General features: G+C 74.3%; 14 protein-coding genes. 6 read left to right on the plus strand and 8 right to left on the minus strand.

The genetic code is table 11. The annotated features are described in order from the left end of the window. The first annotated feature begins 71 nt into the window (after positions 1-71). Positions 72-308 (plus strand): hypothetical protein, encoded by a 237-nt coding sequence (locus tag ACZ3J7_RS11325; protein WP_465619217.1) that lies wholly within the window; start codon positions 72-74, stop codon positions 306-308. Between the two features lie 97 nt (positions 309-405). On the opposite strand, the gene ACZ3J7_RS11330 is transcribed toward ACZ3J7_RS11325, so the two are convergent. From ACZ3J7_RS11330 to ACZ3J7_RS11350, 5 genes are all read right to left on the minus strand, one after another. After that, positions 406-1,092, minus strand: coding sequence for a hypothetical protein (locus tag ACZ3J7_RS11330; protein WP_465619219.1), 687 nt, complete (start codon positions 1,090-1,092; stop codon positions 406-408). 685 nt (positions 1,093-1,777) lie between these two features. Then, positions 1,778-3,364 carry an MFS transporter gene (locus ACZ3J7_RS11335; RefSeq protein ID WP_465619221.1) on the minus strand — a complete coding sequence of 529 codons (1,587 nt, stop codon included), beginning with the start codon at positions 3,362-3,364 and terminating at the stop codon, positions 1,778-1,780. Beyond that, positions 3,361-3,915, minus strand: coding sequence for a TetR/AcrR family transcriptional regulator (locus ACZ3J7_RS11340; protein WP_465619223.1), 555 nt, complete (start codon positions 3,913-3,915; stop codon positions 3,361-3,363). The genes ACZ3J7_RS11335 and ACZ3J7_RS11340 overlap by 4 nt, the downstream gene beginning before the upstream one ends. 192 nt (positions 3,916-4,107) lie before the next feature. Next, positions 4,108-4,506, minus strand: a complete 399-nt coding sequence (locus ACZ3J7_RS11345) for a cell division protein SepF (RefSeq protein ID WP_465619225.1) — start codon at positions 4,504-4,506, stop codon at positions 4,108-4,110. Positions 4,507-4,904: 398 nt separating this feature from the next. Next, positions 4,905-5,468, minus strand: a complete 564-nt coding sequence (locus tag ACZ3J7_RS11350; RefSeq protein WP_465619227.1) for a DinB family protein — start codon at positions 5,466-5,468, stop codon at positions 4,905-4,907. A 153-nt stretch (positions 5,469-5,621) separates the two neighbouring features. On the opposite strand from ACZ3J7_RS11350, the gene ACZ3J7_RS11355 reads away from it, so the two are divergent. Beyond that, positions 5,622-5,978 (plus strand): YrdB family protein, encoded by a 357-nt coding sequence (locus tag ACZ3J7_RS11355; RefSeq protein WP_465619229.1) that lies wholly within the window; start codon positions 5,622-5,624, stop codon positions 5,976-5,978. 46 nt (positions 5,979-6,024) lie between these two features. Here ACZ3J7_RS11355 and ACZ3J7_RS11360 read toward each other — a convergent pair whose 3' ends face one another. The 3 genes from ACZ3J7_RS11360 to ACZ3J7_RS11370 all read right to left on the minus strand — a co-directional run bounded on the left by ACZ3J7_RS11360 (position 6,025) and on the right by ACZ3J7_RS11370 (position 9,277). Further along, the gene (locus ACZ3J7_RS11360; RefSeq protein ID WP_465619231.1) at positions 6,025-6,819 is read right to left on the minus strand and encodes a TVP38/TMEM64 family protein; all 795 of its coding nucleotides are present in this window, start codon (positions 6,817-6,819) and stop codon (positions 6,025-6,027) included. 76 nt (positions 6,820-6,895) lie between these two features. Continuing rightward, positions 6,896-7,798, minus strand: a complete 903-nt coding sequence (locus ACZ3J7_RS11365) for a deoxyribonuclease IV (protein WP_465619233.1) — start codon at positions 7,796-7,798, stop codon at positions 6,896-6,898. Positions 7,799-8,080: 282 nt separating this feature from the next. Then, entirely contained in the window at positions 8,081-9,277 is a 1,197-nt protein-coding gene (locus tag ACZ3J7_RS11370) for an MFS transporter (protein ID WP_465619235.1), read from the minus strand. An 84-nt stretch (positions 9,278-9,361) separates the two neighbouring features. Here ACZ3J7_RS11370 and ACZ3J7_RS11375 point away from each other — a divergent pair, with 84 nt between their 5' ends. From ACZ3J7_RS11375 to ACZ3J7_RS11390, 4 genes are all read left to right on the plus strand, one after another. Beyond that, positions 9,362-10,657, plus strand: coding sequence for an ROK family transcriptional regulator (locus ACZ3J7_RS11375; protein ID WP_465619237.1), 1,296 nt, complete (start codon positions 9,362-9,364; stop codon positions 10,655-10,657). Between the two features lie 217 nt (positions 10,658-10,874). Further along, on the plus strand, positions 10,875-11,288 hold the full coding sequence (locus ACZ3J7_RS11380; RefSeq protein WP_465619239.1) for a TOBE domain-containing protein: 414 nt from the start codon (positions 10,875-10,877) through the stop codon (positions 11,286-11,288). Positions 11,289-11,491: 203 nt separating this feature from the next. Further along, complete coding sequence (locus ACZ3J7_RS11385; protein ID WP_465619241.1) at positions 11,492-12,193, plus strand: glycerophosphodiester phosphodiesterase; 702 nt, start codon at positions 11,492-11,494, stop codon at positions 12,191-12,193. A gap of 443 nt (positions 12,194-12,636) precedes the next feature. Beyond that, the gene (locus ACZ3J7_RS11390) at positions 12,637-13,704 is read left to right on the plus strand and encodes an AI-2E family transporter (protein ID WP_465619243.1); all 1,068 of its coding nucleotides are present in this window, start codon (positions 12,637-12,639) and stop codon (positions 13,702-13,704) included. The last annotated feature ends 51 nt before the right edge of the window (positions 13,705-13,755 follow it).

Below are 13,755 nucleotides of genomic sequence, written 5' to 3' on the forward strand. Positions count from 1 at the left end.
CGTACACCCGATCGGGGGGCTCTGCGGCCGGGCACCGGGCCCGCACCGGCGGACCGAACCACTATGGAGCCATGGACACCCAGAACGGACGAACCACCGAACAGACCGGAACCCTCCCCGCCGACCCCTTCGACTTCGGCGAGTCCTTCACCGACCCGCTGATCGATCCGCTGGCCGATCCGCTGGTCGATCCACTGGCGGAGCCGTTCGCCGATCCGCTCGCGGAGCTCGCCGAGGGCGACCGGCCGGACGAGGCGGACGACCCCGGCTGGGACTACGAGGACGTCATCCTCCGGTCCGTCAACTGAACGCCCGCCGCGCGGTGGAAGGCCGCGACACCGAGGCGCCCGTACCCCCGCCGACCGGCGGGCGTACGGGCGCCTCGACGCTGGGGCCCCGGGACGGTCAGTACCGGTAGGCCTTCACCACCACCGGGATCAGGTTCACGTCCTTGCCCTGCTTGCTGAACACCGCCGGATTGGCGGTCGCGCCCCCCGCCAGGTTCTCCACGCCGACCACCTGGCTGTCCACGCTCTTGCCGCTGTTGTCGGTGAAGTCGACCTGGATCGCGTAGGAGCGGGTCTCCTGGGTGCTGTTGGTGACCGTGACGATCGCCGCCGTCAGGTCGCCGGAGGTCGAGTTCGGCACCCCGGTCAGCGTCACGTCCGTCATCGCGTTGCCCGCGTCCGGGACGGCCGCCAGCACCTCGGTCGCCTTCGCCCGGGTGGCCTGCAACTGGGCGTTCGCCGAGGCCTCGAACGAGGCGGCGCGCTCCGAGGCGGAGGCCTCCGCCGCCGACACCGAGGCCAGCGCCGACTCGTGCGCGGACGCGAAGGCGGACGCCGGTTCGCCCGAGAAGCTCGCCGTCTCCGGCGCCCCGACCGTGAACGTCGACATCGCCGCCTGCACCGGGTCCTCGCCGGAAGTGCCGCCGCAGGCCGCGACCACCGCGATCCCGGCGGCCGCGCCGGCCACCGCCAGCGACACCCGCAGGCCGCGCCGTCCCGGGCGCCGCTCCGGACGCCCCGGCGGCTCCACCCGGCCCTGCCGGACCAGCCCCCGGTCCGAACCGTTCCGCTCCGCGTCTCGCATCGCGATGCACCCTCTCGTTCAGAACCGCGCCGGCCCCGTGCGCGCCGCGGTCGTTCCGGCAGGCCCACGGCCCGCGTCCGGACATGCGTCCGCCCTACGCCTCCATCGTCGGAGCCCGGCGGTGCCCGGGGCCAGCGGCGCTGCGCCATTGGGGGAGCCGGACGGCCCGTCAGATCGACGGCACGGTCGACGGGATGCGCGGGGCGGGCGCCCGCCCGCCGGTGCCGCAGGCCGCGCTGACGGCGGACGGGCGGGCCGGAGCGGGAGGGCGGCGGCAGCGGGGGAGCGGTGGATCGTACGGCGCCGGCCGGGCCGGGGCGCGGCGGCGGGAGCGGCGCTCCGCTCCCGCCCGTCCTGCACGCCCTCGCTGCCGCTGCCGCTGCGGCCCCGGCACCTGCGGGCCGCCCGGTGAGTACTGGGAGCTGGGCGTGCCCGCCACCGTGCGGGTGGTCGGCTCCCCGGTCGCGCGGCCTGCTCGATCCGGCCGACCGCGGCGTCGCCGCGCCGCCCGTTCCACCAGGGCCCGCCTTCGAGCTCCCGTCCCCGGCCTCCGGCTCCGCCGGCCGCCCCCCGACAGGAACCCGGTGCGGGCTGCACCCGGCCGACGGCGCTTCCCCCGCCGAGGGCGGCCCTGGCGACGTCGGCCGGCTGGTGGCGTACCTGGCGGGGCGCCTCGCGGCGGTGCTCAGCGGTGCGCGGACGCCTTGGCGGGCTCGGTCGTCGGCTGCTCCGCCTGGGGCTGCTCCGCCGGGCCGGGCGGTGTGGTCGCGGTCCGGTCGCGCAGCAGGTGGTGCGCCAGGGCGGCGGCCGCCAGCAGCAGGCCCGCCGAGACCCAGGCCGCGACCGTGACACCGTGCACGAACGCGCTGTTCGCGTGGGCGAGCAACTGCTCCGCCTGGCCCGCCGGGAGGGCGGCCGCGGACTCCTGGGCGCCGCCCAGCGACTCCCCGGCCTGCGCGGCCAGCGCCGGGTCGACGCCCGCCGGGACGGACAGCGAACCGGTGTAAAGGGCCGTCACCACCGAACCCACCAGGGCGATGCCCAGTGCCGCGCCCAACTCGTACGCCGTCTCCGAGACGGCCGAGGCGGCGCCCGCCTTGTCGGCCGGGGCGGCACCCAGCACCAGGTCCGAGGAGAGGGTGTACACCACGCCCTCGGCGGTGCCCAGCGCCAGGAAGGACGAACCGAGCAGCAGGTAGGTGCTGTCCACCCGGATGAAGCCCAGCACGCCGATGCCCAGGCCCATCACGGACAGGCTCGCCGTCAGCACCCGGCGGGCGCCCGCGCGCCGCACCAGCCGGGCCGTCAGCAGACCGCCCGCCACCGAGCCGACGAAGGCCGGCATCTCGGCGAACCCCGCGTGCAGCGGGGAGTAGCCGCGGACCAGCTGCAGGTACTGCGACATGAAGAAGATCACACCGGACAGGCCGATCAGGCAGATCAGCGAGGACACCACCGCCGCCGTGAACCGTGCGTTCCGGAACAGCCGGACGTCCAGCAGCGGGGTCTCCAGCAGGAGCTGACGGCGGACGAACAGCGCCAGCGCGGCCGCGCCCAGCGCGAACACCAGCGGGGTCGCCCACTGCTCAAGGCCGTGCACGGCGAACTCCTTGACGCCGTACACCACACCGATCACGCCGACCATCGACAGCAGCACGCTCAGTACGTCCCACCGGCCCGGACGCGGATCGCGGGACTCCGGCAGCAGCCAGGCGCCGAACACCAGCAGCAGCACCATCACCGGAAGGTTCAGCAGGAACACCGAACCCCACCAGAAGTGCTCCAGCAGCACGCCGCCCACCAGTGGGCCCAGCGCGGCACCGGCCGCGGCGCCCGCGCCCCAGACCCCGATCGCGGTGGCCCGCTCCCGCGCGTCCGGGAACAGCGTGCGGATCAGCGACAGCGTGGACGGCATGATCGTCGCACCGGCCACGCCCAGCAGCGCCCGGGCCAGCACCAGCCAGCCCGGGCCCGGCGCGTACGCCGCCAGCAGCGAGGCCGCGCCGAACGCGACCGAACCCGCCAGCAGCACCCGCTTGCGGCCCAGCCGGTCGCTGAGCGCGCCCATCGACACCAGCAGGCCGGCCAGCACGAAGGAGTAGACGTCGCCGATCCACAGCAGCTGGGTGCCGGACGGGCGGAGGGTCTCGGTGATCGAGGGGATGGCGAGGGAGAGCACCGTCGCGTCCACCGCCACCAGGGTGACGGCGAGCACGAGGACGCCGAGACCGGCCCAGCGGTGGCCGGACCGGACGACGGGGGTGGAACTCATGGGGTATCAGATCTCCGTAGAGCACCGCCGAGGAACAGCTCGGCGAGCGAGAACGCGCTTTCGCGGGGGGCGAGCCGGCCTTCCTGCACGGCCCAGCCGATGCCGGCCACCAGGTCGAAGAACGCCTCGCTCAGCCAGGCGGCCGAGAGCTCGACCCGGAACACCCCCTCCTGCTGCCCGCGCAGGAACAGCGCGCGGACCCGGGCGTCCTGGAGCTCCCAGAGGTCGTTGATCTCCTCGTGGTCGTACAGCTGGTTCTCCCCGGCCAGGAAGGCGCACAGCGCGGCATCCGGGACCACCGCGTCCACCAGGCGGCGCAGCGCGGCCTCGGCGTTGCCCTCCTCGACCCGCGCGGTGTCGAGCGCGGCGGAGAAGCGGCGCAGGCCGAGGGCGCCCACCTCCAGGATCAGGGCCTCGCGGCCCGGGAAGATCCGGTGCAGCGTGGCGCGGCTGATGCCGGCGGCGCGGGCGATCTCGTCGAGATGGGCCGTCGGGCGCCGGGACAGGATGCCCACGGCCGCCTGGAGGACGGAGTCGCGGTCGGTTGCCATGAGAAGAGGATAGCGCAGTTGAGACATGGATGTCTCAAATTTTGTGCGTGCGTCTCATTGGGGAGGGTGCGGGAGGGGTCCCGTCCGGCGGTGGTGCCGTTCAGCGGTGTCGGGTTCCGGGCATGCCGAAGACCCCGCGCGGGGCGCGGGGTCCTGGGTGCGGTGGAGCCGGGGCCTGGTGCGGCGGCCCGGTCAGCTCTGGTTGTAGAAGCCCGACTCGTCGAGCGGGCGGTCGATGACCATCACCTCGACGTCGGCCGGGGTGAGCAGGAACACCCGGCGGGCGATCCGCTCGATGCCGCCGCGGGTGCCGAAGATCAGACCGGAGGCGAAGTCGACCATCCGCTTGGCCTCGGCGTCGTCCATCTCGGTGAGGTCCATGACCACCGGCGTGGCGGCGCGGATGTGCTCACCCACGGTGCGGGCGGCCTCGAAGCCGGTCGGCCGGAGCGAGACGATCTTGGTGGGGCCGTTCTGGACGCTGCTCGGCAGCGTCTCCTCGCCCTCCCACTGATCCTCGTACATCGCGGCCGGGTAGCTACCGGAAGGCATCAGCCACCCGTTGTGGTGCTCGTCGCGAAGTGCTCCCATTAGCCGCGCCTCCCTGTCTCGTTCCGTACTCGTCCCCCGGGGGACGACGGGTCGTTTTGACACGTCATCCACTTGTTGGAACTGTCCGAGTATCGCACTGATCACCGTGGATGTGCCCGCTTGCGACCACCGGACGGGTTGTGGCGCGGGGGAAGATCCATGGTCACCCGGACACCCGCAACGACGCGACCGGCCGGTGAACGGTTGCGCCTGACGACCCTATCGGTGGCGTTCCGACGCCAGTTGACTGGCTGTCAACAATCATGTAACGGCTTCACTCCCAGGTGGCGGGTCGCCGCCGGGGGGCGTGCGGATGCGTCCGGGCGCCGTGCGGGTCGAGGGCCGTGCGGGCGGGGGCGGTTGGGGGACGCGCGAGGAGTCGTGCGCCGACGGACGGGCTACTCGCCGGTGGAGCCGTCGATCCGCTCCCGCAGCAGGTCGGCGTGGCCGTTGTGGCGGGCGTACTCCTCGATCATGTGCACCAGGATCCAACGCAGCGTCACCTCGTTGTCGCGCCAGCGGCCCGCGCCGACCGTGTCCAAGGACACACCCGAGGCGGCCGAGCGGGCGAACGCCACCTCCGCCTGCCAGAGCGCGCTGTCGGCGACCGGATCGGCCCCGTCCACCAGGTCGAAGTCGCCGTCGGGGAACTCCTCGGTCCAGTAGCGGCCGGCCGGGTCCAGGGTCTGCCCGGACAGCACCTGGCGGAACCAGTGGCGCTCCACCTCCGTCATGTGCCGCACCAACCCGAGCAGGGACAGCGAGGACGGCGGACAGGCGCGCTCGCGGAGCTGATCGGGGGTCAGCCCCTCGCACTTGAGGGCGAGCGTGGCCCGGTGGAAGTCCAGCCAGGAGCCGAGCATGGTCGCCTCGTCGGCGGCGAACGGCGGACTCACCCGGTCGGTGGCGGGGGTGGGGTCCGGGGTCGCGCTCGTGCTCACGTTCGCAGTCGTGTCCGTCATGTGGACATGGTGGGGCAGGCCGGACCGGGCGGGCGAGTCCTTTTTCGGTACCGGGCGTTCTGGCGGATCGGATGCGGCGGCTGCCGTGGTAGGAAGAGCCGGTCATCGACGTGGTGAAACGGGGGAAGGGCGGGTACGGACGTGCGCAAGGCGGTGACGGGGACTCAGCTGGTGCTGCGCCTGCTCCTCGAACTGGCCTCACTGGTCGCGCTGGCGATCGGCGGGTACCTGGCCCGGCCGGACGGGCCGGTCGTGCTGCGGGTACTGGTCGCGCTGGCCTTGCCGGCGCTGGCGGTCGTGCTGTGGGGGCGCTACGCGGCGCCCCGGCGGCCGGTGCGCGACTCGCCGGTCCTCTGGTACGGGGTGCAGCTGCTGGTCTGGGGCGGTGCGGTCGCGCTGCTGGCGGTCGGCGGGCAGCCCGGGTGGGCGCTCGGGCTCGGTGTCGTGATGGTCGTCAACACGGCGGTGCTGTGGTCGCTCGGTGAGTGGTCACCCGCCGTCGAGCGGTAGGACGCGCCGGACCCCGCCAGGCCGGGCCCGGCGGGACGGCTCCGGGTCAGGAACGGGAGCGAGAGCGGGCGGCGCGGCGCGGACGGGAGCGCCACATCACGACGGCGCTGTACGCGCACATCGCGACGATCACCGTGGCGGAGACCAGGAAGGCCGGCGAGGTCGGCGAACTCGCGCTCGCCCCCGCGACCACGTACACCGTGGTGGACGGCAGCACGCCGAGCAGGGTGCCCGCCAGGTAGGGCCAGAACCTGACGCCGGAGAACGCGCACGCGAAGTTGCCGGCCTGGAACGGCGCCCCCGGGAACAGCCGGATCAGCAGTACGCTGCGGAACCCCTGCTCGGACAGGCGCCGGTCGAGCGCCGACAGCACCTTGCCGCGGACCAGCGGCCGCAACGCCTCGCGCCCCAGCGAACGCCCGAGGGCGAAGGCCGCCGCCGCGCCGACCGTCGACCCCACGACCGCCAGCGGCACGCCCACCAGCGGACCGAACAGCACCCCCAGCCCCGCGTTCAGAGCCGGCCGGGGCAGGAAGACCAGGGTGCTGAAGGCGTATGCGAAGAGCGCGATCGGGATCCGCCACGGCCCCGAGGCGGCCGACAGCACGGCGGACGGGTCCCACAGCAGCAGCGAGGCCGAGGCGGCGGCGAGCAGGGCGAGCAGCGCCCCGAACCGCAGCAGCGCGCCGCGGCGCGGGCGGCGCAGCGGCTGCCGGGACCCGTCGGCCGGAGCCTCCGGACCGGCGGCGGCTCCGGCGGTCGCGGTGACCTCGCCGGGAGGCGGCGGGGCGGCAGGGACGGTCGACGCGGCGGGTGTGAGCGGGAGCTGCGGGGCGGACACCCGGGGAGCTTAACCGGTCCGTCCGGCCCGCTCCTCCGGCCGGTCCGTCCGGAGGCGGTGCGGTGGGACGGGGGGATCAGGAGGCGGGGTGGCGCAGCCGCTTGAGCAGGGCGATGTCGGCGGCGTGGCGGGCGCCCTCGACCCGGGCGGGGTCGTGGCGGCCGTCCGGGGTCTCGACGACCAGCGGGACACCGGCGGTCGCGGGGTGCGCGAGCAGTGCCTCGAACGCGGCCGCGCCGATGTGGCCGGCGCCGATGTTCTCGTGGCGGTCCTTGCGGGCGCCCGCGACGTCCTGCGAGTCGTTGGCGTGGATCAGCCGCAGTCGTCCGGGGCCGACCGCCCGGTGCAGGGCGTCGAAGAGCTCGTCGACCCCGCCCGGTGCGGCCAGGTCGTGGCCGGCGGCGAAGGCGTGGCAGGTGTCCAGGCAGACGCCGACCAGCGGGTGGTGGTCCAGAGCGTCCAGGTAGGCGGCGAGGTCGTCCATCCGGGCGCAGAGCGAGCTGCCCTGCCCGGCCGTGGGCTCCAGCAGCAGCCACGGGGCGTCGGCGCCGTACCGGTCGAGACCGTCCAGGATCGGCAGCACCCCGGCCCGGACCTGGGCGAGCGCCTCCGCGCGGGTGCCGCACAGCGCGGAGCCGGTGTGGACGACCGTGCCGAGGGCGCCGATCGCCGCCGAGCGGTGCAGCGAGTGGGTCAGCGACTCGGCGGACTTCTCCCGGGTCGCCGCCGAGTCGGAGCCGAAGTTGATCAGGTACGGCGCGTGCACGTACGCCGGGACGCCCCGCTCGGCGCAGGCCGTCCGGAAGGCCAGGTCGTGCGCGGGGTTCCCGGCCGGAGTCGCCCACCCGCGCGGGTTGGCGACGAACACCTGAACCGCCTCCGCCCCGACCTTCTCCGCGTAGGCCAGCCCCGTTCCGGCCAGCCCCTTCCCGGCGACGGGGACGTGGGCGCCGATCGGGTTGCGCGGGGCGGAATCCATGCCAGGAGCATCGCACGGCGGGGTGGAGGCGCAGCTCACCGGGTGCGACGCCGGGCTCCTCGCGCACCGGTGCGGGGGCCTGCCACGCGGTCGGCCGGGAGGACGGCCGGGAGGCGGACGGGCTGCCGGAGGGGTGGGCGGAGCGGTCCCGGGGCAGACGGGCGCCGTGGGCGGCGCGCGGCGGACGGTCGGTGGTTCTCGGTGCGGACGTGCCGAGGGGCGCGGGAGTGGATCTCCCGCGCCCCTCGGCGGACGTCCGGCCGCCCATTGTCCGGCCGTCCGTCAGTGGATCGGCTCCAGGGAGTCGGAGGTCGCGACGGGGGCGCCGGTCGACTTGCGGTGGCGCATCGCCGTCGCGGCGGGGATCAGCGCGGCGGCCAGCAGCGTGACCGCGATGAAGGAGACGGTCAGCGAGCTGGCCTGCGCGATGCCGCCGACCACGGCCGGGGCGACCAGGCCGGAGGTGTAGGTGATGGTGGCGACACCGGCGATGGACTGGCTCGGATTGCTGCCCGCCCGGCCCGCGGCGGCGAAGGCGAGCGGGACCACCACGGCGATGCCGATGCCGATCAGCGCGAAGCCCGGGATGGCCACGTACGGGGTGTCCGCGAACACCACCAGCAGGCCGCCGGTGGTGGCGACCACGCCGCTCAGGCGGACGGCGCGCACCGGGCCGAGCCGGCGGACCACCGCGTCACCCGCCAGTCGGGCCGCGGCCATGGTGGCGGCGAAGGCGGTGAAGCAGGCGGCGGCGAGGGAGGAGGAGGCGCCGGTGATGTCGCGCAGGTAGACCCCGCTCCAGTCCATCGACGCGCCCTCGGCGAACACCGCGCAGAACCCGACCAGGCCGATGACCAGCGCCTCCTTCGGGGGCAGCGCGAACCTCGGCGGGGCCTCCTCGCCCGCGCTCGGCCGGACGTCCAGCACCCCGCGGGACACCACCTGGGCGAGCACCGCCAGGACCGCCGCGGTCACCGCGTACTGCACGCGGGCGTCCACGTGCTGGTGGGCCGCCAGGACGCCGAACGCGGAGGCCACCAGGCCGCCGACGCTCCACATGCCGTGCAGGCCGGACATGATCGACCGACCGAGCCGCTCCTCGACCTCGACGCCCTGCGCGTTCATCGCGACGTCCGACATGCCGGCCGTCGCGCCGTAGAGGAACAGCGACAGGCAGAACACCACCAGGTGCGGGGAGAGCGCGGGCAGCGCCAGCGACAGGCACCACAGCGTCAGCAGGCCCTGCAGCGCCGTCCGGGCGCCGAGCCGGTGCACGATCCGGCCGGCCAGCGGCATCGCCACCGACGCGCCGATGGCGGGGAACACCAGCGCGAGTCCGAGCTGGCCGGGGCTCAGGTCGAGGTGGTCCTTGATCCACGGGATGCGGGTGACGAAGGTGCCGGTGACGGCACCGTGGACGGCGAAGACCAGCGCCACGCTCACCCTTGCGCGCTGGACGTCCTTGAGAGTCTCGCCCATGCCGGGCTCCCCCTTGGGTCGGTCGGATGGCCATAAACTATCAGGGACCCTGCCTGATAGAAACCTCTGGAAGGATGCAGGCTCATGACGACCGCTCGCACTGCCACGCCGAGCACCGCCCGGGCCATCAACGACCGGCTCGCCCTCGACCTGCTGCTCGAACGGGGCCCGCTCACCGCATCCGATCTGCGGACGCTGACCGGGCTCTCCCGGCCCACCGTCGCCGACCTGCTCGAACGCCTCCAGCGCAGCGGCCTGGTCGCCCACGCCGGAGAGAGCGCCGCACTGCGCCGGGGCCCCAACGCCAGGCTGTACGGGCTGGTCGCCGACCGCGCGCACCTCGCGGGCATCGACATCCGCGCCACCGGCGTCAGCCTGGTGGTCGCCGACCTGACCGGCCGCACCCTCGGCACGGCCACCATCGCCGCGCCCGTCCACGCGCCCGGTGCCGGAGGCGGCGGCGGGGCGGACGCCGGTGCGGGAGACGGCGACCTGCTGGTGGAGCGGACCGTCGAAGCGCTGCTCGCCACCGCGGCCGAGGTCGGCGCCGGCGAACTGCACACCGTGGCCGTCGGGGCCCCAGGCCTGGTCGACCCGGCGACCGGCATGCTCAACAACTCCGGCAAGCTGCCCGAATGGCACACCAAGCTGCTCGCCGCGCTCCGCGCGCGCCCCGGAACCGAGGTGATCCTCGAGAACGAGGTGAACCTCGCCGGGATCGCCGAGCACCGCATCGGCGCGGCCCGGGGCAGGCGCGACTTCGCGCTGATCTGGCTGGGACACGGAGTCGGCGCCTCCGTGGTGCTGGACGGCCGCCTGCGCCGCGGGGCCTCCGGCGGCACCGGTGAGATCGGGTTCCTGCCCGTGCCCGGAACCGGCGGACTGCCGGACTCGAAGAAGTGCGACGCCGGCTTCCACTCCACGGTGTCGAGCGCGGCCGTCTGCGAACTCGCCGCCCGCCACGGGCTCACCCCCCAGCCCGGCGCCGGAACGGAGCAGGACGGCCGGGGAGCCGGTGACGTTCCCGGCGAGGGGGGTGCCGAAGACCGTGGTGCGGGGCGGGAGCCTGCGGCCGAAGCCGTGGTGCGCCGGGCCGTCGAGACCGGCGCCGACGGCTTCCTGGACGAACTGGCCCTGCGGATCGCCGTCGGAGCCTCCGCGATCTGCGTCGTGCTGGACCCGGGGTGCGTGGTGCTGGGCGGCGAGATCGGACAGGCGGGCGGCCCTGAACTGGCAGATCGGGTCGAACGGCACCTCGCCCGACTCTCCCCGCTCGCCACCGAGGTGCGGGCCGGCACCGCGGGTGGCGGCGCCGTCCTGGCGGGCGCCGTCCTCACCGCCGGGGACGCGGTACGGCGGGAACTGTTCGGCGGCGAGTGAGGCCGCGCTCCTCCGCCCCTCCGCCCCGCGGTCGAGCGCCTTACCAGGCACCGCAGCCGGCCCCTCGCCCCACCGGCGGGAACCGAACCACTCCGCGCCCGCCCGTCGGCACCGCCCCGCCGAAGCGGATGGTGGGGCGTGCGTGGGGAGGGACGCCGGTACGGCAGGATGGCGGGGTCTGCCAGTTCCCCCCTCGAATCGCCCCGGAGTCGCATCGATGGTCATGTCCGACCGGCCCGTCCACCCGTACCGCATCGGCGAAGCCGCCGCGATGCTGGGGGTGAGCGCCGACACCATGCGGCGCTGGGTGGACGCGGGCCGACTGCCGGCGATGCGCGACGAGCACGGCCACCGGATCATCGCCGGTGCGCAACTCGCGGCGTTCGCACGGGAGCTGGCGCGGCCGGAGAACGGCGAGGTGGAGGGGCGCTCCTCGGCCCGGAACCGGTTCCCCGGGATCGTGACCGCCGTCGTCCTGGGAGACGTCGCCGCGCAGGTGGAGATCCAGGCCGGCCCGTTCCGGGTGGTCTCCCTGATCAGCCGCGACTCGGCGGAGGAGCTCGGCCTCGTCCCCGGGGCGCCCGCGACCGCGGTGATCAAGTCGACCAACGTGGTGGTCGAACGGCGCTGAGCCCGAGCCGGGCCGCTCGGAGCCTCCCGTCCGCCCGCCCCCGCCCCCGTGTCGGTCCGGCCCGGTACGGGGTCGTCCGGGCGGTACCGGTGGTCGGGGACGGACCGCGAACTGACGCCGCCTAGGATGCGGAGGTCTGCGGTCGACCGGTGGCGGGACGGCCAGTGCTGTGAGTGTTCCGACCGTGCGAGAGGACGATTCCGTTGAAGAGCCGCGTGCGCGCCGTTGCCCACCGTGGTGACCCGTACCTGCACCGCGAGAACACCCTGCCGGCGGTCAGCGCGGCCCTCGTCGCCGGAGCCGACGCCGTCGAGGTCGACGTCCAGCTCACCCGGGACGGGGTGCCCGTCCTGCTGCACGACCGCACCCTCGAACGCCTCTGGAACGACCAGCGCCAGATCGGCCGGGTGACACTCGACCAGCTGGCGGAAGTGGCCTCCCCGGGCCTCCGGATCCCCACCCTCGCCGAGGCGCTGCAGACCGTCGCCGCCGCGGAGGGCGCCCGGTTGATGATCGACCTGGACGACAGCGGCCCGGCCGCCGCCACCTGGCAGGCCGTCAGCGACCTCGGAATGGCGGACCGCGTCTCCTTCTGCGGCCCGGTCCTGGCCATGCTCGCCGTGCGCGAACTCGCCGCCGACGCGGAGATCTCCCTGACCTGGAACCGCCTCCAACTGCCGAAGCAGCGACTGCTCGCCGAACTGCGCCCCAGCTACCTCAACCCGCCCTTCGGACTGGTCGACGAACGACTGGTGGCCGCCGTCCACGACGCCGGCCTGGGCCTGGCGACCTGGACCGTGGACCTGCGCCGCACCATGCGGCGGATGCTCGCCCTCGGCGTCGACTCGCTCACCTCCAACCGGATCGCCCTGCTGCGCCGCACGATCGACCAGCACCGGCCCTGACCCGCCGACGCCGTCCGGGCGCGGGCGGACGTTCGGCGTGGCGCGCCACGCCGTCAGCTCCTGCAGGGCGCCATGACCGTCGTCTGTTGAAATTGGACGATCATGGCGACACAACGGCAGTGGAGGTGGCGGTGACGGCAGAGGGTTCCCCGAATCCGCAGGATCCGGGTGAACGCCGGGGTCCGTCGACGCCCAGCCGGGACGGCGGCGCGGCCCGGGACCCCGCCGGGCGGGCGGGCGAAGGAACGCCAGGAGCGCCCGGCGGAGAAGACGACCCCCCGCAGCCGCCGGAACGGACACCGGGCCGGACTGCAGCCCCGAACGGGCCCTCGCGAGAAACGACACCAAGTGGAGTTCCCTCCCCGGGGATTGAAGGCGTAGCGGGACCGGCGTCCGGTCCGGTGGCGATCGGCAACGGCCCGGACGACCGTCGGCCGGCTCAGATGCTGCCCCCGACGGTCAGGTCGGCCGCCGCCTGGTCCATGGCGGTGATCCTCTTCATCACCGTGGCCGCGTTCGCCGTCTTCGTCGTGGTGGAACTGCGGGCCGCGACCATCCCGATGGTGGTCGCGCTCCTGGCGACGGCCCTGCTCTACCCGGTGATGCCCTGGTTCGTGCGCCGGGGTGTCAAACGAGGTGTGGCGGCCGGGCTGACCTGCGCGATCCTGGTCCTCGTGGTCACCGGCGGGATCGCGCTCCTGGTCAATTCCCTGGTGAACAGCGCACCGCAGATCGCTTCCGGCCTCCAGCAGGCGGGCGACCGCATCGCCTCCTGGCTGGGCCCGTTCGGCGACAAGATCCAGTACGCGCTCAAGGAGAGCTCGGGCTCCGGGAGCACCCTGGTGGACTCGCTGGCCGACGGAGTCCTCTCCGGACTCGGTCTGGTCACCCAACTGCTGACCGGCGGCGTGCTCGCCCTCGCGCTGGTCTTCTTCTTCCTGCGCGACGGGCACCGCTTCGGCGACGCGATGCACGAGCTGATCCCCGGTCGGCACGCCGACACGGTGATCGCCTGCGGTCAGCAGGCCTTCACGGCCATGGCCGGCTTCATGCGGGGAACCACCCTGATCGCACTGATCGACGCCACGTTCATCTCCATCGGGCTGCTGGTCCTGGGGGTCCCCGGCGCGGCCGGGCTCGGCGCACTGGTCTTCATGGGTGCTTACATCCCCTTCGTCGGTGCCTTCCTCTCGGGAACGGTGGCCGTCCTGGTGGCCCTCGCGAACGGGGGCCTCGGCACCGCCCTGTGGGCCCTCGGAGTGGTGCTGGCGGTGCAGGCCATCGAGGGGAACATCCTCCAGCCCCTCATCCAGAGCCGGACGGTCGAACTGCACCCCGCCACCATCATGATCGCGGTGGTGGCGGGCTCGGGGATCGCCGGAATCATCGGCGCCCTGCTCGCGGTGCCGGTCAGCGCCGCCGGACTCGGGGTGGTCTCCGTCCTCCGCGGCGACGTGGAGAGCCCGGGGCTGCCCGGTGGCCACCGAAAGCGCCACCGGCTCGAATCCTGAGCGTCCGCGGTGCCGGAGCACGGACCTGCCGGTGCGCCCGCCGGCACCGCC

The organism is Kitasatospora sp. NPDC015121 (assembly GCF_055562955.1).

What these genes read in the sequence shown, in the direction of transcription:
- ACZ3J7_RS11325 (WP_465619217.1), top strand. Translation starts at nt 72, where the DNA reads ATGGACACCCAGAACGGACGAACCACCGAACAGACCGGAACCCTCCCC.
- ACZ3J7_RS11330 (WP_465619219.1), bottom strand. Translation starts at nt 1,092, where the DNA reads ATGCGAGACGCGGAGCGGAACGGTTCGGACCGGGGGCTGGTCCGGCAG.
- ACZ3J7_RS11335 (WP_465619221.1), bottom strand. Translation starts at nt 3,364, where the DNA reads ATGAGTTCCACCCCCGTCGTCCGGTCCGGCCACCGCTGGGCCGGTCTC.
- ACZ3J7_RS11340 (WP_465619223.1), bottom strand. Translation starts at nt 3,915, where the DNA reads ATGGCAACCGACCGCGACTCCGTCCTCCAGGCGGCCGTGGGCATCCTG.
- ACZ3J7_RS11345 (WP_465619225.1), bottom strand. Translation starts at nt 4,506, where the DNA reads ATGGGAGCACTTCGCGACGAGCACCACAACGGGTGGCTGATGCCTTCC.
- ACZ3J7_RS11350 (WP_465619227.1), bottom strand. Translation starts at nt 5,468, where the DNA reads ATGACGGACACGACTGCGAACGTGAGCACGAGCGCGACCCCGGACCCC.
- ACZ3J7_RS11365 (WP_465619233.1), bottom strand. Translation starts at nt 7,798, where the DNA reads ATGGATTCCGCCCCGCGCAACCCGATCGGCGCCCACGTCCCCGTCGCC.
- ACZ3J7_RS11370 (WP_465619235.1), bottom strand. Translation starts at nt 9,277, where the DNA reads ATGGGCGAGACTCTCAAGGACGTCCAGCGCGCAAGGGTGAGCGTGGCG.
- ACZ3J7_RS11375 (WP_465619237.1), top strand. Translation starts at nt 9,362, where the DNA reads ATGACGACCGCTCGCACTGCCACGCCGAGCACCGCCCGGGCCATCAAC.
- ACZ3J7_RS11380 (WP_465619239.1), top strand. Translation starts at nt 10,875, where the DNA reads ATGGTCATGTCCGACCGGCCCGTCCACCCGTACCGCATCGGCGAAGCC.
- ACZ3J7_RS11390 (WP_465619243.1), top strand. Translation starts at nt 12,637, where the DNA reads ATGCTGCCCCCGACGGTCAGGTCGGCCGCCGCCTGGTCCATGGCGGTG.